At 68.1% G+C, this 15,624-nt stretch carries 18 protein-coding genes and 1 riboswitch; of the genes, 6 read left to right on the top strand and 12 right to left on the bottom strand.

Going from position 1 to position 15,624, the window contains the following annotated elements; genetic code table 11:
* Positions 1–81: 81 nt before the first annotated feature.
* A complete protein-coding gene (locus tag ACZY0Y_RS13180; RefSeq protein WP_463958406.1) occupies positions 82–855 on the bottom strand; it encodes a lipoate--protein ligase family protein in 774 nt (257 codons plus the stop codon).
* Here ACZY0Y_RS13180 and ACZY0Y_RS13175 point away from each other — a divergent pair.
* Positions 848–1,231, top strand: a complete 384-nt coding sequence (locus tag ACZY0Y_RS13175; protein WP_160665578.1) for a DUF2177 family protein — start codon at positions 848–850, stop codon at positions 1,229–1,231. The genes ACZY0Y_RS13180 and ACZY0Y_RS13175 overlap by 8 nt on opposite strands.
* A gap of 52 nt (positions 1,232–1,283) precedes the next feature.
* Here the strand turns inward: ACZY0Y_RS13175 and ACZY0Y_RS13170 are convergent, their stop codons facing one another.
* On the bottom strand, positions 1,284–2,087 hold the full coding sequence (locus tag ACZY0Y_RS13170) for a thioesterase family protein (RefSeq protein WP_463881575.1): 804 nt from the start codon (positions 2,085–2,087) through the stop codon (positions 1,284–1,286).
* Between the two features lie 114 nt (positions 2,088–2,201).
* Positions 2,202–2,486 carry a DUF427 domain-containing protein gene (locus ACZY0Y_RS13165; RefSeq protein WP_463881574.1) on the bottom strand — a complete coding sequence of 95 codons (285 nt, stop codon included), beginning with the start codon at positions 2,484–2,486 and terminating at the stop codon, positions 2,202–2,204.
* Between the two features lie 203 nt (positions 2,487–2,689).
* On the opposite strand from ACZY0Y_RS13165, the gene ACZY0Y_RS13160 reads away from it, so the two are divergent.
* Positions 2,690–3,394: an endonuclease/exonuclease/phosphatase family protein gene (locus ACZY0Y_RS13160; protein ID WP_024367099.1), complete on the top strand. Its 705-nt coding sequence runs from the start codon at positions 2,690–2,692 to the stop codon at positions 3,392–3,394.
* Positions 3,395–3,448: 54 nt separating this feature from the next.
* A complete protein-coding gene (locus ACZY0Y_RS13155; RefSeq protein WP_463958404.1) occupies positions 3,449–5,101 on the top strand; it encodes a SulP family inorganic anion transporter in 1,653 nt (550 codons plus the stop codon).
* An 18-nt stretch (positions 5,102–5,119) separates the two neighbouring features.
* Here ACZY0Y_RS13155 and ACZY0Y_RS13150 read toward each other — a convergent pair whose 3' ends face one another.
* From ACZY0Y_RS13150 to ACZY0Y_RS13140, 3 genes are read right to left on the bottom strand one after another with little or no spacing between them, the layout of a single operon-like run.
* Entirely contained in the window at positions 5,120–6,808 is a 1,689-nt protein-coding gene (locus ACZY0Y_RS13150; protein WP_463958403.1) for a DUF5671 domain-containing protein, read from the bottom strand.
* Positions 6,808–7,302: an LpqB family beta-propeller domain-containing protein gene (locus tag ACZY0Y_RS13145; RefSeq protein WP_463881569.1), complete on the bottom strand. Its 495-nt coding sequence runs from the start codon at positions 7,300–7,302 to the stop codon at positions 6,808–6,810. Before ACZY0Y_RS13145 ends, ACZY0Y_RS13150 begins: the two co-directional genes overlap by 1 nt.
* Before the next feature lie 42 nt (positions 7,303–7,344).
* The gene (locus ACZY0Y_RS13140; RefSeq protein ID WP_463881567.1) at positions 7,345–8,001 is read right to left on the bottom strand and encodes a DedA family protein; all 657 of its coding nucleotides are present in this window, start codon (positions 7,999–8,001) and stop codon (positions 7,345–7,347) included.
* A gap of 139 nt (positions 8,002–8,140) precedes the next feature.
* On the opposite strand from ACZY0Y_RS13140, the gene ACZY0Y_RS13135 reads away from it, so the two are divergent.
* Positions 8,141–9,598, top strand: coding sequence for a DUF5129 domain-containing protein (locus ACZY0Y_RS13135; protein WP_463958401.1), 1,458 nt, complete (start codon positions 8,141–8,143; stop codon positions 9,596–9,598).
* A gap of 5 nt (positions 9,599–9,603) precedes the next feature.
* Here the strand turns inward: ACZY0Y_RS13135 and ACZY0Y_RS13130 are convergent, their stop codons facing one another.
* The 4 genes from ACZY0Y_RS13130 to ACZY0Y_RS13115 form a co-directional block, all read right to left on the bottom strand.
* Complete coding sequence (locus ACZY0Y_RS13130; RefSeq protein ID WP_463881563.1) at positions 9,604–9,795, bottom strand: DUF1918 domain-containing protein; 192 nt, start codon at positions 9,793–9,795, stop codon at positions 9,604–9,606.
* Between the two features lie 60 nt (positions 9,796–9,855).
* A complete protein-coding gene (locus tag ACZY0Y_RS13125; protein ID WP_463958400.1) occupies positions 9,856–10,911 on the bottom strand; it encodes a serine hydrolase in 1,056 nt (351 codons plus the stop codon).
* 173 nt (positions 10,912–11,084) lie between these two features.
* Positions 11,085–12,272, bottom strand: coding sequence for a type II toxin-antitoxin system HipA family toxin (locus tag ACZY0Y_RS13120; RefSeq protein ID WP_463881559.1), 1,188 nt, complete (start codon positions 12,270–12,272; stop codon positions 11,085–11,087).
* Entirely contained in the window at positions 12,272–12,469 is a 198-nt protein-coding gene (locus ACZY0Y_RS13115; RefSeq protein ID WP_463881557.1) for a helix-turn-helix transcriptional regulator, read from the bottom strand. The genes ACZY0Y_RS13120 and ACZY0Y_RS13115 overlap by 1 nt, the downstream gene beginning before the upstream one ends.
* A gap of 250 nt (positions 12,470–12,719) precedes the next feature.
* Between ACZY0Y_RS13115 and ACZY0Y_RS13110 the strand changes: the two genes are divergently transcribed.
* Positions 12,720–13,307, top strand: coding sequence for a dihydrofolate reductase family protein (locus tag ACZY0Y_RS13110; protein WP_463881555.1), 588 nt, complete (start codon positions 12,720–12,722; stop codon positions 13,305–13,307).
* A gap of 57 nt (positions 13,308–13,364) precedes the next feature.
* On the opposite strand, the gene ACZY0Y_RS13105 is transcribed toward ACZY0Y_RS13110, so the two are convergent.
* Positions 13,365–14,105 (bottom strand): NlpC/P60 family protein, encoded by a 741-nt coding sequence (locus ACZY0Y_RS13105; protein WP_463958398.1) that lies wholly within the window; start codon positions 14,103–14,105, stop codon positions 13,365–13,367.
* A gap of 4 nt (positions 14,106–14,109) precedes the next feature.
* Positions 14,110–14,277: riboswitch (cyclic di-AMP (ydaO/yuaA leader) on the bottom strand.
* Between the two features lie 205 nt (positions 14,278–14,482).
* Here ACZY0Y_RS13105 and ACZY0Y_RS13100 point away from each other — a divergent pair.
* On the top strand, positions 14,483–14,752 hold the full coding sequence (locus ACZY0Y_RS13100; RefSeq protein ID WP_463881550.1) for a hypothetical protein: 270 nt from the start codon (positions 14,483–14,485) through the stop codon (positions 14,750–14,752).
* Here ACZY0Y_RS13100 and ACZY0Y_RS13095 read toward each other — a convergent pair.
* Positions 14,749–15,432: a DNA alkylation repair protein gene (locus ACZY0Y_RS13095; protein WP_463881547.1), complete on the bottom strand. Its 684-nt coding sequence runs from the start codon at positions 15,430–15,432 to the stop codon at positions 14,749–14,751. The two genes, ACZY0Y_RS13100 and ACZY0Y_RS13095, sit on opposite strands and share 4 nt — an antisense overlap.
* Between the last annotated feature and the right edge of the window lie 192 nt (positions 15,433–15,624).

Below are 15,624 nucleotides of genomic sequence, written 5' to 3'. Positions count from 1 at the left end.
CAAACCAGCTCGCAGCAGGGGCCGTTTTGGGCGCTCAGAACGGCCCCTGCTGCCAGTCAGTTGGGCACCCCGGGCGCCCGCTCAGCCGAGCAGGCTGCCGAAGTCGCCGTAGGCCAGGGCTGCGTAGCGGGCGTACGTGTCGATCACGGCGGCCTCGATGGCGTCGACGTCCAGGTGCGGGACGAGGTCGTCGACAGCTCCCGCGGTGGCGGGGTCCCAGTCCAGGCCCAGGGCCGCGTAACTGGCCTCGAGCACCGCGCGGATCGGGGCGGAGTTCTCCACCACAATGACCGAGCTGAAAAGCCAGCCGCCGGCCACGACCCGCTGGGCGGTGCCGACGAGCTTGAGCTGGCGCTGCGGAAACTCCGGGTCCTGCCCGTGCACGCTGAATTCGCCCGGGCAGTACTCGCCCGGGATCTCCCCCACCGCGGCGTCGACGCCGGCGCTCCGCAGGGCGTGGGCCAGCAGTTCGCCGAAGAAGGAGAACCGACCCTTGGCGCCGGCGATCGCATCCGTGGCCGGTTCCAGGTGGTCGATCACCAGGGTCCCCTCGTGATACGCGGCGGCGCGTCCCCCGGCCTTGCGGACCAGCGGCTCGAAGCCCAGGCCGCGGCACGCCTGCACTGCGGCATCGAAGCCCGGCAGGTGCGTGTCCCGCTGCCCGAAGGCCACGGTCGGCGCCGGCCGATAGAGCCGGAGCATGGGGCCTGCCACGCCGGTTTTGACCTTCCGCAAAAGCTCGAGAGCGAGGTCCAGGTCCGCTGCGGCGCCCATGGATTTCTCCTGCCGGAAAATCGTCAGCGTCCGTGGTGCGCCTGCGGCCTCCGGCATCTTGTTATGCTCCCTTATGGTCATCTTGCAGTTCCTCGTCGTAGCCGCCGCGTTCGCCGTCATCGATTCCGTCTGGCTCAAGTCGATGAGCAAGTTCTACCGGAGCCATCTGGGGCACCTCATGGCGGACAAACCCAATCTAGGGTACGCCGTCGTTTTCTATGTCCTGTACATCGCCGGGATCGTCTTCTTCGCCCTCCAGCCCGCGCTCGACGGCGGCAGCTGGCTCTCGGCGCTCGGTTACGGCGCCGCGCTGGGAACCTTCGCCTACGCCACCTATGACCTCACCAACGCCGCGACCCTGAAGAACTGGCCGCTCATCATCGTGGTGGCAGACATCGCCTGGGGTGCTGTGCTGACCGGGCTCGCCACCACCGTCGGCTGGCTGGTCTTCCACTAGCCTGTTTTTGACTCAGACCCGCGCCGGAGCCGCCGGCCGGGCGGGCTCATCCCTAGGACTTCCGGAGCGTCAGGATCTGCTCGGCACGCCCGAACGGGCCCTGGAGGTCGTGCAGTACCGTCGAGGTCAGGCCGATGCCGTCCGTGCCAAAGGAGACCTCGTTGTCCAGCCCCAGCCACAACCCTTCGGGCCGCCGGTACATGTGGATCTGGAGATCCAGATTGGGAAAGGCATAGCTGCCCTCGCCCGGCGGGACGCGGGCTGCGATCCCGTTGGCGGTGTCCACGAGGCCCACCAGCCGGGCGAGGTCGCTGCTGTCGCCCTGGTCCGTCAGCGGGTGGTCGGTGTGCAGCCAGACAGTGCCCGATCCGGCCCGGTGCCCGTCGGCGATCCGCATCTGAAGCGAGGCGATGTAGCCGCCGGGCCAGACGGTGGCGGCGTCGTACGGCTCGCAGTCTTCCGGCGCAGGGATCCTGGGGTCTTCAAAGGCCGCGATGGCCGAGGTGTCGGAGGTGATCATCCGCCAGGCCGTGGCCCGGATCGCCGTGCGTCCGCCGGCCACGAGTTCGGCCTGTACCAGCTCGATCGTCCGGCCGGGCCGCAGGGTGGTTGTGACGACCTCGAACTCGCCGCCGGGAATCAGGCCGAGGATCTCATAGCTCAGGCGCGCCATCCGCATGTCGTCGCGCGGCTCATGCCGGGCCAGGCAGTCAGCCATAATGCCGGAGGCAGGGGCCATGTGCTGCTCGTGCACGTTCCAGGCTCCCTGGGCGTGGATGGTGGAGCGGAAACGCCCGCCGCCCAAAACCTCATAGTAGAAATCGCCTTCGGCAAGCGCCGGTAGTTCAGCAGTCAACGTCTGCCCCTTTCGCGTGGCTGGTAATCCCAGAACACACTATCGCTTCCGTGACCACGGAAAGGGGGCCGCGCCAGTTGCGCGGCCCCCTGTGAGCCCAAGGGTGCGTGCCGTTCAGGCCTCTACGCGGACTCCCCGCCAGAAGGCGACGTGGTCCTTGATGTGCTGGGCATCCGGCTTCGGCTCGGCATAGAACCACGCGGCATCCTGGTTCCGCTGGCCGTCGACCACCAGGCTGTAATAGCCCGCCTGGCCTTTCCAGTGGCAGACACTGCTGTGGCCGCTGTCCTCGAGGTATTCGGAGTTAACCGACCCCAGCGGGAAGTAATGGTTTCCCTCCACCATGACCGTGTTGTCGCTTTCCGCGATGACCGCGCCGTTCCACATTGCCTTTGCCATGGTGTTGTCTCCTGCTCGTAGCCGGGAAGTGCATTCCGCCGGACGCCCCAGGAGGCCGCCCGACACTGGCTCAACGACCGGAGCAGCCCATTGATTCCACTCTTCCCGGCCGGAACCGCGGCCGGAAGTCCGTCTCGATTCGCTGGACTGGGTAGACTCAGAAAGAGATTTCCGCGACTACCCACCGAAGAGGTGCTCCCCTGATTCGAGTCATCAGCTACAACCTGCGTAAGCACCATGCCAGCGGTGAACTGGTTGATCTGGCCCGCAATTTTGAGATTGATGCCTTGTGCCTGCAGGAATGCGACACCGACGACCTTCCGGACACCATTGGCGATCTGCACCTCGCGGACTCCACCAAAGGCAACCGGCTGGGACTGGCGATCTACTACCGCATGGACCGGTTCAAGGCGTACGAAACAAAGACCTTTGCACTGAAGAAGTCGCTGCATGACCGCGTCCTGTCCCCCGCCCACGAGCGGCTCATCGGCACCCGGATGGTCGACAACGAAACGGACCACGACCTCGTCATCGCGTCCTTCCACGCGGCACCCCTGACCGCGTCGAACTCCCTGCGCCGGAACCAGATCCACGCGGCGCACGCGGAACTCCTGAGCATGGGCGGCGGCCTCATGTCCCTGATGGTGGGTGACTTCAACTACCCGTTCTTCACGAAGTACCTCACGGAAGAGATGAAGGACGCCGGCTACGACCTGACGCTCAGCGACCGCCGCACCTACACGCGCTACAAGGTCTTCAAGGGCCACTTCGACTTCGCCACGTCGCAGGGCCTCAACATCGAAAGTGTGGAAACCCTCCCCCGGGGCGCCTCCGACCACCTCCCCATCCTCATCTCTGCGGAGTACGGCCAGGACGCCCCTGGCAACTCCGCGTCCCCCGCCGCGTAGCCAGGGGACACCGTGCGCGGAGCTTGGGCACTCAGAGTCCCACCCGGCCTGCGCATGGTGCGGAATTATGAGCGTCCCTGGCTGAAATCCGATCTGGCCGCCGGCGCAGCCCTCAGCGCCTTCCTCATTCCGGCCGGCATGGCGTACGCCGAGGCCGCCGGGCTGCCGGCCGTCACGGGACTCTACGCCTCGATCATCCCCCTGCTCGCCTACGCGGTCTTCGGGCCCTCCCGGGTCCTGATCATCGGCCCGGATTCCAGCCTGGCCCCGATGATCGCCGCCGCCGTCCTGCCCCTCGCCGGCAAGGACCCGGATCACGCGGTTGCCCTGGCCGGCGTTCTGGCGCTGCTGATCGGCGGACTGCTCCTGGCAGGCAGGATCTTCAAACTGGGCTTCATCACCAGCCTGCTCTCCAAACCCATCCGTGTCGGTTACCTCAACGGAATCGCCCTGGCGATCATGCTGAGCCAGTTGCCCAAGCTGCTCGGCATCCCGGCCTCCGCCGGCTCACTCATCGACACGGCCACGGGCACCGCGCAGGCGGTGGCCCGCGGTGCCGTGAACCCTCTCGCTTTGCTGTTCGGGGCCGGGACGATTGCCGTCATCGTCGTGTGCCGCTTCCTGCCGTGGAAGCTTCCCGGCGTGCTGATCGCCGTCGTGGCCGCCACGGCGCTGACCGCCGCCCTGGACCTGACGACGGCGCTTCCCACCGTGGGCGCGTTGCCCCGCGGCCTGCCGGTGCCCGCCCTCGGCGGTGTCAGCCTGGAGGATGTCCTCGCCCTGCTCGGCCCGGCAGCGGGCATCGCCCTGATCGCCTTTGCCGATACCTCCGTGCTCTCCAAGAGCCTCGCGGCCCGGAGCGGTCTCCAGGTCAACGGGAACCAGGAAATGGGTGCACTCGGAGTGGCGAACGTGGCCAGCGGCCTCTTCGGCGGATTCCCGATTTCCGGCAGCACCTCGCGCACGCCGATCGCGCTCGAAGCCGGTGCCAAGAGCCCGCTGGGCGGAGTCGTGGCAGCCATCCTCGTGGTGCTGTTTATGATCCTGGCGCCCGGGGTGACGTCGTACCTGCCCTCCACCGTGCTGGCCGGCGTCGTGATGGTTGCAGCGGCGTCGATCCTTGACCTCAAGACGCTCCGCCGGCTGCTCAGGATGAGCTGGACCGAGGCCGCGTTGCTGGTCGCCACCTTCCTGGGCGTCGCCTTCGTGGGTGTGCTCCAAGGCATTGTGGTCGCCATCGGCCTGTCCCTGATCGCCTTTGTGCTCCGCGCCCTGGACCCGTACCGCACCGAACTGGGCATCGTGGGGGACGTGCCCGGGTACCACGACCTGAGCCGGCACCCCGAAGGCCAGCGCATCCCCGGACTCGTGATCGCACGCTTCGACGCCCCGCTGTTCTTCGCCAACGGCGCCGTCTTCACCGAACACATCAGGACGCTTGTGGCCAACGCGCCGAAACCGGTGCGGTGGGTGATTGTGGCGTCCGAGGCCATCACGGGCCTGGACACGACAGCGCTGGATGACCTCGTGGCGCTCGACGACGAGCTCGCGAAGCGCGGGATCAGCATGGTGTTCGCCGAGATGAAGGGTCCCATCAAGGACCGCCTGATCCAGTTCGGCGTCAGCAGCCGGTTCGGCCGGGACCACTTCTATCCCACTGTCACCAACGCGGTGCGGAGCTACAAGAGGGCCTTCGACCTGGAGTAGGGGCAGGCTTTCGGGTTTTCAGCCCAGCAGCGGAATGACGTCGATCCTGCCGTCGGGGCTGACCGTCACGAGCACCCGCCGCCCGGTCACGCCCTCGAGCGCCCCGGCCAGCCGTCCGGCCAGCTGGGCCGCGTCGGCCGGCTCCGCAGCTGCACCGGACACAGCTGCACCGGGCACAGGCCCGGCGTCGGCGCGCCTCCACACGGTGACGCCGGCCCCCGTGACGTCCTCAATGACCCGGTGCAGCGGTGCCGGGTCGGCGCCGGTCACCAGGACGACGTGCCCGATGGTCCGCTTCCGGACGGGTCCCGCCGCCGCGAGGACGGCACGCTCGTGGCGCCAGACGGCGAAATGGTAGCCGGCGACAAGGGCAGTTGCCACGAGCAATCCGAGCGGCGCCCGGATCCTGTCCACAAGGCTGCCGCCGGAGATGTCGCCCAGGTAGAACTCGAACATCCTGTATCCGATGACCAGCAGGGTGATGACGGCAACCACGGCGCTGAGCCCGAACACAACAATCAGGTAGATCCGCCGGGCGTTCAGCCAGGTCCCGGAGCCGGGCGTCACCACAGGTTCCCGGCCCAGCGGTTTCCACGTGAACCACCAGACCGGGCCTCCGACCAGGAGCGAACTGATGCCGCCAAGCAGGAGCGTGCGCGTCCCGGAGCCCGCCAGCGGGGTCGCCGCCATGGCGAGGGCAGCGTTGACGATCACGCCGATCCCGGAGGCCGCGGCAACCAGGGCGACGCCGGAAGTCACCAGCCTGCTTCCCTGCCGGATGGTTTCCGAACTTCCGCGCGCCAGCCCCCGGTGGTACACCCAGACGAGGGCGCCGACAGCTGCGGCGGCGATGGCCGGTGCCAGCGGCTCAAGCATCAAGTCCATCGATTCAATGCGGTCGAAGGCAAGCCGGAGCAGGACGAACAGCACCACTCCAGCACCGCCAAGGGTCAGCACTCCGGCGCCCAGGACGCCGACGGCGATGAGCGCGACGCTGGCGAGCCCCGTGCGCAGCAGCCGGCCGCCGTCGCGCTTCCAGTGCCACCACCAGACCAGGCCGCCGCCCACGGCCCAGACGAGTGACTGCAGCACGGAAACCCACCAGGGCTTGCCCACCGTCGCGGCCGCCGTGGCACCCCGGAGGGCGGCGTCCAGGAGGGTGGACAGGGCCCCGACGGCGCCGCTGACTCCGATCACCAGACCGATGTAGGTGCCGAGCACCGTGGGGACGTCGGCCAGGTCCAGCGGACGCTTGCGCGGGTGCCGCCACATCCACCGGTGCCAGACCCAGACGGCCGCCCACACCAGCCCGGTGGCCAGCGACTGGCGCCACTGCAGCGACTGGCCGCCGATCAGCGTGGTCAGCGTACTCAGCAGGTTGCTCGTCGCCAGGATCAGCGAGAGCACATAGGCGCCGGCCAAATACAGGCCCCAGCCGACGGATACCCGTTCTGCTTCATCGCCCAGGCGCCGCCAGACAACCCACCAGAGGAGTGCGGCGAGCGGCCCGCCAATCAGGGCGAAGGCCAGCGAGCGCGCCAGCCCGGCCACGTCCCCCGTGGCCAGCTCGGTGCCGGCCACGAGGAGCCGTCCCAGCAGTCCACTGAGTCCGACGGCGGCGACCACCACGAGGGCGAAGAGCAGCAGGTAGGTGATCAGGCGGCGGACGGTCCGCTGGGCAGAGCCCACGACGGATTCGGCGCTCATCACTTCACCGCCGTGTTCTGGCAGACGGTCAGTTGCCAGGGAGCCCTGTCGACCAGCCACTTGTCCCCTGCCTTGATGAGGTCAAAGCCATCCTCCATCTGGTACTCGGCGCTTCCGAACGGCCCGCCGCCCTCGGAAACGGTGATCAGCACCAAGACGTCCGCGGAGGCCGGCCGCTCCGTCGTTGAGACGAGGGTGACACGGAGGTTGTCCGCAGCCATCCGTTCGAAGCTGCTGCTGCAGCGGGCTTTCGCGGCGTCAGTCAGGTAGGCGGCCGCGGCGGCCTCGTCCCCGGCGATCACGGCAGCAGAATACCTCTGGACCGCCCCGGCGGGGGTTGCCTCGTCCACCGGCGCCGGCTGTCCGCGGGTGAACACCACAATGAGGGCGACGATCACCAGCACGGCTATGGCGGCAAGAATGGCGAGCAGGGTCCGGTCGGGCCGGTGCGGTTCCGGTTTGCCCGGTTCGGGTTCGTTCGCCTGTGGACTCATGCCGCCAGTATGCAGCAGGCAGCTCCCGCCGTCATGTTGTCTTTAGGCCCCACTCCGCCCTGACCTGCAGTTTCGCCGCCGTCGGACACCCCTGACGATCAGCAAGCCGACGGCGGCGGCCAGGGCTGCGTAGACGGCGAAGTTGAGGAATCGGGAGTATTCGTCGATGAGCCGGTACTGCTCCCCGAGCAGTGCCCCCAGTCCGATCAGCAGCGCGTTCCAGATGCCGCTCCCCGCGACCGTGAACGCGGTGAACGTGCCGAGGTGCATCCGCCCGGCACCGGCCGGAAGTGATATCAGGCTGCGGACTCCCGGCAGCAACCTGCCGAAGAAGACCGCCGACCTGCCGTGGCGGCTGAACCAGCGGGCGGCCTTTTCAAAGTCTTCGCGCTCCATCAGTGGGAGCCTGGACAGCCAGCGGATCGAACGCTCCAGCCCCAGCCGCGCACCGAGCCAATAGAGCAGCAGGGCTCCGAGAGAGGCGCCCAGGGTGCTGGTGACCAGCACAAGGGCCATATTCATGGTCCCCTGCCGGGTGAGGAACCCGGCCAGGGGAAGGATGACCTCGCTGGGAATGGGCGGGAAGAGTGTCTCCGCCAGGGTGAACAGTCCCACTCCCCACTCGCCGAGCGCGTCGACGGCCCGCGCGGCAAGACCGACCAGGCCGCTCATCCCCTCGACAGGGGTGGTGGATGTCATGGCTTTCCCGGCCGTTCAGGATCCTTGAACACTGCAGCATTCCCCTTCCTCGTCATTCGTGGCCAGCCTAACCGAAACCCGGGCACCCGGGCCGGCAGGGTGCGTCGACGCCGCCCGCGGCAGGCACTACGCTCGGGAAATGGGAATCGTGCGGAAAGTCGTTGGCGTGCTCGCTCTTGTACTGATCGGGCTGGCGGATACCGGGCCGGCGGCGCTGGCCGTCACTCCGGTCGACATTGTGGTGGAGGACCGGGCGGGGGCCCTGGACCGGAACACCCTCCTGCCGGCGGTGCAGGCAATCGATTTCTACCAGCCCACCAAGGTGGCCATCTACACGTACAACGGCTCGTCGTCGGACAACCTCAATGAGGAGGTCCTGCGTTTTGCCCGGTCGGAGCATCCGGAATGGATCAGCGAGGACGGGCAGAAATGGGCGAACGGGCTCTTCATCTTCGCTCTGGACCCGGTGGGCCGGCATGTGGGCACGTACATGGGCGAGGACCGGAAGGTCTCGCCGGAACAGCGCGAGGACATCCAGAACGCCTCCAAGGACCTTCTTCGCGATGCCCAGTGGACCGACGGCACCATAGCCGGCATCAAGCGCGGGGCCGGGCTGATCAACCAGCCGTGGTACCGGTCCACGGCGTTTCTCGTCACCGCATGGACCGCTGTGGCGGTCGCCGTCGCAGGCGCCGCGACGCGGCTGATCGTGCGCTGGCGGACAAGGGCCACCTGCCGCAGGGAACTGGCCCGCGGCGACGCCAGCTACTCCAGCGTCAGCATGGATCTCCAGGTCACCGAGCTCAACGCCAGCACCATCCCGGACGCCTCCCGCTATGGCAGCACCGTGCTGGAGAAGCACCGGACCTTTATGGCGAAGTACAACACCGCCACCGGTCTTTCCAACCGGGTCCATGCCCTGTCCTCCAAGGATCTCAGCAAGCGGCCAAACCTGCGGCTGGTCCGGAGCTACGCCGACGCCGCCGCAGAACTGGACGCCCTCGATGACGTCATCGCCGACACCAACGCCCTGCTCAACCGGGGCTCTGCCTGGGCCCCTGCCTGGGACCGGCAACTCGCTCCCTTCCGCGCCGACCTGGCCGCGGTCGAACAGATGCTCAGCCGGCGCCACGCCGAGGGTGGCTCCGCGACCGCGGCGTCCCTGCGCTCATTCCGGGACGAAAGCCACCGCGACCTCGAACAGTGGACCGCGGAACTCGCGGAGGGCACCATCACGCCGGAGACAGCCCTTGACCGGCTGCGTGATGCGCGCGCCCACCTGTCCGAGCTGCTCAAGAACCACGCCGATACCGTTATTGCCGGCTTCGCCAAGAACGGGAAGGAAGCCGGGCTCATGCGCAAGGACATGGAGAGCGCGCAGGCCGGAAGCAAGGACAAGTACGGGCGCACGTATGAGCCCAGCATCCTGGGCACCGTGTATCCCGCGTACTACTTCTTCTCCGTGCCCACCTTCAACGCCGGTTTCAACACCGGCGTCAGCAGCGTCGGCAGTGCCCGGGGCGGCGGAGGCAGCACCACCGGTTACGGCGGCAGCGGCGGGAGCTTCTCCGGCTCCGGGAGCTCATCGAGCTTCTAGCGGGGTCAGTCGGTCTTGCTGCGTTCGACGACAAAATCCCCGCCGGGGAACAGGATGGCCTCATGGCCGTCGTCGAACCTGACGTGGTACGGCGGGGCACCGTCGTCCCCCTTGACCTCCAGGATTTCCCCGTGCCGGTCCGATGATTCGACCGTGTGGCCCCGGATGATGATGCGGTCTCCCTGGGCTGCTTTCATGGCATTCACCTCCCTTCCTCAGCCTACGGTTGTGTGTACTGCGGGGGAACGCATGCTTCCTCAGAAGAGCCCCGCGGTGACTGTCCTGGTGAGCTGGTGGATGACGCGGGTCCGGGCCGCCATGTCCGACATGTCCCGGCCAAGCGTGTAGACCACAAACACGTACGCCCGCTCCCCCTGCACCAGAATGCTCGCGTCGTGCAGGTATCCGTTGAACAGACCGTACTTGTGGAAAACGCTGACCCCGGGAGGCACGGCAGCGGGGATCAGCACTTCGTAATTGGTTTTCTGCATATATGACAGCAGCTGCCGGGTATTTTCGGCGTTGAGCAGCCGTCCGCTGTAGAGCTCTGTCAGCGTCCTTGCCATCTCCGCCGGAGTCAGCGCGTTGACCGGCCGGTCGTAGGGGACGCCGATGGAGGCGGCATAGCTGGTCAGTCCCCGGTAGCCAACCGCGGACAGGACCAGCGTCCACGAGTCGTTGTTGCTTTGCTGCACCATCTGCCGGATCTGCTGGCCCGCGGTGGATGCCCCCATCGGGGTCCGGAGCGAGGCCTCTCCCGTTTCCACCAGGTGGTAGTACGCCGCGGCGGCGAGGATCTTCCCGGTGCTCGCGGCCACGAACTTGGTCTTCACGCCATATTCGTGGACCACGCCGTCCGCCACGTCGATCAGGGCCACGCCCACCCGGAAGCCGTTGTTCACCTGGATGACGGCATTGATTTCAGCATCCAGCGCCCCTCCGATGGCGGGCTTGGGAGGAGCGGCGACGGCGGGCGCCGGGGCCGGCGTCGTGACCGGCGCAGGGGGTGCTGCCGACGGCGATCCGGCGCTGCTGGCAGGGCCGGTGGCCGGCACCGGGCCCGTGGCTCCGGTGGGGGCCGGTGAGGGGGACACCGACCATACCGGCGGAACACCGGCGGAGGCCGGCACCCTTCCCTGGATGGCTCCGGACATTGTCGCGGCCGCGATCAGGCCAAGGACTGCCACGAGGACAAGCATGTACTGCGGGTGGATCCGGCCGATGAGCCCCGGTGGACCCTGGCCGGCCCTCCGGGCAGACTCATGTGTGTGCCGGCCACTGCTGAAGTGCCTGCCGGGCCCCCAGGACTCCATCGGGTCTCATCCCCGGAACATCGATGGGGCTGCTGTGTGGGGTGACGCCACAGGCAGGCTCGCAGGCATGCTCGACCTCCGAAAGTGTAGGACCGCGGCACGGCTTCAAATTTCCCTGCATTCTTCCCCCGGCGGGGCGCCGGCGCAAGAGGCCGGGGCGGCAGAACTCCGGGTCAGCCCGCCAGCTCCCGGCGGCGGAAGCGGAGTTCACGCTGCGCCCCGTGCAGCGGAGAACCCGTGAAGGGCAGGTCTTCAAGCCGGATCACGGCAGCCGCGGCGAGCGCCGTCCGGTTGGCGGCAGCGGCAGCCCGCTCCGGCAGGCCAAGGGAACGGGCCAATTCCGTCCAGTGCCTGGCTTTGAGGTGGCGCGTCTTGCCGGAGACCGGCAGCGCCAGGGTCTCGTCGCCATACAGCAGCGTGCAGGGGACATCAAAGACCGGGGCCATCACGAATCCGCGCGGGCTGCCCAGGACCGCGAGGTTCTTGGCGTGCAGGTCCCCGTTGCCGGTCAGCCAGGCAAAGACAAATTGCAGGTACAGGTTCCGGCTCGCGACCAGCGGTGCGGTACACGCGGCGGCGAGCGCCGTCGCGACGTCTTCGGAACTGACGCCGTACTTGGACGCCGGCGGCAGGCCCAGAACCTGGGTCCCGTCCTCCAGGGGCAGCCGGACCCAGGTCCCGGCCGGACCTTTCACCCGGTGGAACCGTTCCACCAGCAGCCCCCGCAGCCCGTTCCGGTCTTCGATGACCGAGCTCCTGGCCACCGGGATCTTCAGCGCCCTGGCACCCTGCAGGTGCGCTGCCTCGTTCTCCACGAGGTGGGGATGTTCCGGCGGGTCCAGTTTGAGCAGGTAGCGGTGGCCCTTGACCGCCAGGGGTGTGGTCAGCATCGAGGCGCTGGTCTTGCTCTGGACTCCGGGCAGCCCATGGAGATCCACGGCGTTGACCAGGGCCGAGAAATCCAGTGTCTCCGGCCGCGAGGTATCGGCAAGGGCGGGCGGATCCACCGGGACCTCGCCGGCCGGGACCACCTGCACGTCACCGGGGACATCAGCCCCCACGGCCAGCAGCAGGGTCAGCTCGTCGTCGAAGCTGGTCTTGGTCGCGTTCTTCAGGACTGTGAGCCGGTGGCCCTCCGGCAGCAGCCCGGCGAAGAACGCCGGCAGCGCACCCCCGGGGGTTTCCACGGCAGCCCCGGACAGTGGCAGGGACACGGCCGGGCCGCCGCCGGCGAGGTACTCCGTGGCATAGCTGAACCGGACCCCGCCGAAGCCGGTCCTGTTCAGATGCCCGGCGAGGGTTCCGCCCTTGTAGACGTCCGCATCACGGACGAACTTCAGGTCCTGCAGTTCGGCTGGCATCAGTGCACGGTCAGGCGCAGGCCCAGGACATCGCTCACGGCCACCACGGCCTGCAGCGAGGGGTTGCCGGTCCCGGTCTCGATCGCCCTCACGGTGCGCACCGAGATCCCGGCCAGGTGGGCAAGGTCCTCCTGAGTGATCCCGGCGTCCCTGCGGGCACTCCGGATGCCGGTTCCAATCGACAGCACGTCACCCATTGGCAAACTCCATTCGGCAGGATGTTGCCGGTTGCGGCATCCAGTCCCACCATCGTGGCGCACTCGTCCGCTTTCGGCAAGATGCTGCCGGTATGGGCCGCTGTCCACTGCTGCCGCCACCGGAAGGAGCGATCCGGCAATATGCTGCCGCCCGACGTCGGGCATTCCCTCCCCTGCCGCCGCTGCCGGCTGCGGCGTACGCTGGAACCCCGGTCGCCGAGCAATTCGCAGTGCAGTGAAGGAGCCCGCAATGCGCAAGGTCATCCTCATGATGCAGGTGTCCCTCGACGGATTCATGGAGGGCCCGGAGCGGGACCTGGGCTGGCACCGCGTCGATGAGGAACTGCACAGCCACTTCAATGAAGAGCTCCGGACCATGGGCGCCTTCCTGGACGGCCGCGTCACCTACGAGCTGATGGCCGGCTACTGGCCGACGGCGGACCAGGACCCCTCGAGCACTGCCGCGGAGATCGAGTTCGCCCGGATCTGGCGGGACATGCCCAAGATCGTCTACTCCAGCACGCTGGCAACAGCCGGCTGGAACACCGAGGTGGTGCGCGACGTCGTCGCTGAGGACGTTGTGCGGCTCAAGGAACAGCCCGGCGGTGACCTGGCGCTGGGCGGCGCCGATCTCGCGGCGGCGTTCCGGCGGCTCGGGCTGATCGATGAGTACCGGATCTATGTGCACCCTGTCCTCGTCGGCCGGGGCAAGCCCCTGTTCCAGGAAACGGATGGCATGACCCCGCTCCGGCTGCTGGAGAGCCGCACCTTCGGCAACGGCGTGGTGCAGCTCCGCTACGCGGCGGAGCCTGGCTCCGGGCACGCAAAAGGCCGGTGATCTGCTGCCCCCAAGGCAACCGATCGACCGGCCTTCTGCACGCTGCTGGCGGTGGTGCTAGCCGGCGCGGACGAACGTCACGGGGCCGGTGGCGGTCAGCCAGGACAGCGGGTGCGCCATGGTGGCGTTGACGCCGTTCATGCCGCCGCTGATGGCTTGGCCGTTGCCGGCGTAGATGGCAACGTGGCCGGACTGGACAATGATGTCGCCGGGCTGGGGGTCGCCGACTACCTTGCCGTAGTTCATGAAGGCCTGCGGTCCGATGTCGCCGACCGGGATGCCGGCAGCATTCAGGGCCTTCTCCACCATGGCGGTGCAGTCCTGCGTGATGCCGATCTGGCCGTAGGCTACGGCCAGCAGGGTGGCGTTGACTCCGCCGGCCGCCGGGGCAGCGGCGGGGGCGGGGGCAGCGGCGGGGGCGGGGGCGGCCTGGACCTTGACCGTCGCCTTCGCGGCGGCGGGGGCGGGGGCCGCAGCCGGGGCCTTCGGGGCGGCTACGGGCTTGGGTGCCTCGACCACGGGAGCCGGGGCAGTCTCAACGGCCGGACGCTCGAAGGTGATCTGCACGGCAGAGTCGGCCATGACCGGCGCGGAGACCTGGCCCTGGACGTCAACGGACGACGCCGGTGTGGCCTCGCGCTGGGTGGGCGCATCGGCTGCATTGGCGGCCATGGCGCCGCTGAGCACCATTCCGGAAGCGGCGACGAGAACTGCGGCCTGGCGGCCGATGGTGCCGGCGGTGCGGCGCTTGCTGCGAAGGTCGGCGCGGTTGGGCGCACGGGTATTGCTGAAAGTCATTAAAGGAGCCTCTCCCAATGCCTGCGAGGTGAGCTGTCGGATTCGGATGGGAGGCACCCGGCCGCACGCGGGCCCGATCTTGGCGGGCGGTGCGGCTTCACCCCAAGACCCCTGGAGAACAGCGGGTCAAATGTGGTTTCCCCGTCTCTGCCGGACGTTGCTGCGAGTTATCCCCACGCCGCGGCAGAGTTAGGCAATCGGCTGGGAAGAGCCCGTCTCGGAAACAACAGGCACCTAACAACGGTAACGGAATAATCACGGTATGTCACATTGCGGTAACGGCGGGCATGGTTTGAGCGGATTCTCTGCCCCCTCACGGGACGGGTCCGCAGGCATAGGATGATGCCATCACCGTCCCCCCGAAGCGGAGGCCCGAAATGAACAGCTCCAAGGTCACCCGGCACTGTGTCGCCATCTGCCAGCTGAGCAATCAGCCGCCGGAGGATTTCAATGTCAACACCGAACTGCTGGTCCTGGACAACGGGGAAATTCATGTGTCCACGTGGGACGCCGAGCCCCGCGACGGCGGCTTCGACGTCCACGTCCTGAATGACCGCGTGGATGCCCTCGGCTTCATGGTGATTACTGATTGGGAGTTCTTCGACGAAAAGGCCTACGCCGTGGTGGAGCGCCGCCCGGCCGGCTAAGAGGACGTTCGCTCAGTGCGGGCCGGCCGGAATTCCAGCTCCGGCCGGTGCCTGGCCATCTCTGCGAGGACCAGGGTGACCGCCCCGGCGGCGTCCGCGCCCTCGTAGTCCTCCCGTGGTTCCGTGGGAGGTGACTCCGCCAGAACGGCGCGGGCGTGGCGCACGAACCGTGGCCAGTCCCCCGCGCCGGCACGGAGCGCGCGCAGCGGGGACAGCAGGGCCGCGCGGCGCAGCCAGCCATCGGGGTCCCGCACCCAACGGTCCTGGACACTGTCGGCGCGGACCCTGCCGACGACGTCGAGCCCCGCGATCAGGGGTCCAACCACGTCGACGGCGAGCGGATCCACCAGCGCGCCCAGCCGAGCACTCCGCACGAAGCCCTCGACCCGGGTCAGGTCAGTGTTGGTCAGCAAACGGACACTGGACTGCAGGAGCACAACGGCGGCGAGGCGGCGTTCGAAGACGGGCACCTCCCACAACTCGGAACTCAGCGCAGTGATGTCATCGTGCGTCAGGTCCGGGTGGCGGCGGAGGGCGTCGCGGACCGTTCCGCGCACGGCTCCGACGGACGAACCGTAGTACCGGTGACCGCTGCCGAGCCTCGCTTCGGTTTCCTCGGCGCGGCCCCACGACGACTCGCGCTGGAGCGCTGAGTCGATGAAATCTCCGGCGTCACTCATGGGGATATTCTCGCGCATGCCCGGCGCCATCATTACTGTCGTGGGTGCCCGCTAGTGTGTTTTCATGGACAGCAATCAGGGGCCCGGCATGGCTCCAGAATTGGCGGAAAGCGTGACGGTCGCGGAGGTGGCCCGGCTCCTGGCCGGCCTCCCGGCCCCGGACAGCCCCGCCGCGCTCCTCGAGGAAACGCG

The organism is Pseudarthrobacter kochi, assembly GCF_055412805.1.
Note: the sequence above shows the minus strand (reverse complement) of the source record. Positions and strands in the feature narration are given on the sequence as shown.

Excerpts from the sequence above, each read along its gene's own strand:
- ACZY0Y_RS13155 (WP_463958404.1), top strand. The coding sequence starts at position 3,449 with ATGGTGCGGAATTATGAGCGTCCCTGGCTGAAATCCGATCTGGCCGCC.
- ACZY0Y_RS13105 (WP_463958398.1), bottom strand. The coding sequence starts at position 14,105 with ATGACTTTCAGCAATACCCGTGCGCCCAACCGCGCCGACCTTCGCAGC.
- ACZY0Y_RS13135 (WP_463958401.1), top strand. The coding sequence starts at position 8,141 with ATGGGAATCGTGCGGAAAGTCGTTGGCGTGCTCGCTCTTGTACTGATC.
- ACZY0Y_RS13125 (WP_463958400.1), bottom strand. The coding sequence starts at position 10,911 with ATGGAGTCCTGGGGGCCCGGCAGGCACTTCAGCAGTGGCCGGCACACA.
- ACZY0Y_RS13115 (WP_463881557.1), bottom strand. The coding sequence starts at position 12,469 with ATGGGTGACGTGCTGTCGATTGGAACCGGCATCCGGAGTGCCCGCAGG.
- ACZY0Y_RS13150 (WP_463958403.1), bottom strand. The coding sequence starts at position 6,808 with ATGAGCGCCGAATCCGTCGTGGGCTCTGCCCAGCGGACCGTCCGCCGC.
- ACZY0Y_RS13095 (WP_463881547.1), bottom strand. The coding sequence starts at position 15,432 with ATGAGTGACGCCGGAGATTTCATCGACTCAGCGCTCCAGCGCGAGTCG.
- ACZY0Y_RS13180 (WP_463958406.1), bottom strand. The coding sequence starts at position 855 with ATGACCATAAGGGAGCATAACAAGATGCCGGAGGCCGCAGGCGCACCA.
- ACZY0Y_RS13145 (WP_463881569.1), bottom strand. The coding sequence starts at position 7,302 with ATGAGTCCACAGGCGAACGAACCCGAACCGGGCAAACCGGAACCGCAC.
- ACZY0Y_RS13110 (WP_463881555.1), top strand. The coding sequence starts at position 12,720 with ATGCGCAAGGTCATCCTCATGATGCAGGTGTCCCTCGACGGATTCATG.
- ACZY0Y_RS13100 (WP_463881550.1), top strand. The coding sequence starts at position 14,483 with ATGAACAGCTCCAAGGTCACCCGGCACTGTGTCGCCATCTGCCAGCTG.
- ACZY0Y_RS13140 (WP_463881567.1), bottom strand. The coding sequence starts at position 8,001 with ATGACATCCACCACCCCTGTCGAGGGGATGAGCGGCCTGGTCGGTCTT.
- ACZY0Y_RS13130 (WP_463881563.1), bottom strand. The coding sequence starts at position 9,795 with ATGAAAGCAGCCCAGGGAGACCGCATCATCATCCGGGGCCACACGGTC.
- ACZY0Y_RS13120 (WP_463881559.1), bottom strand. The coding sequence starts at position 12,272 with ATGCCAGCCGAACTGCAGGACCTGAAGTTCGTCCGTGATGCGGACGTC.
- ACZY0Y_RS13165 (WP_463881574.1), bottom strand. The coding sequence starts at position 2,486 with ATGGCAAAGGCAATGTGGAACGGCGCGGTCATCGCGGAAAGCGACAAC.
- ACZY0Y_RS13175 (WP_160665578.1), top strand. The coding sequence starts at position 848 with ATGGTCATCTTGCAGTTCCTCGTCGTAGCCGCCGCGTTCGCCGTCATC.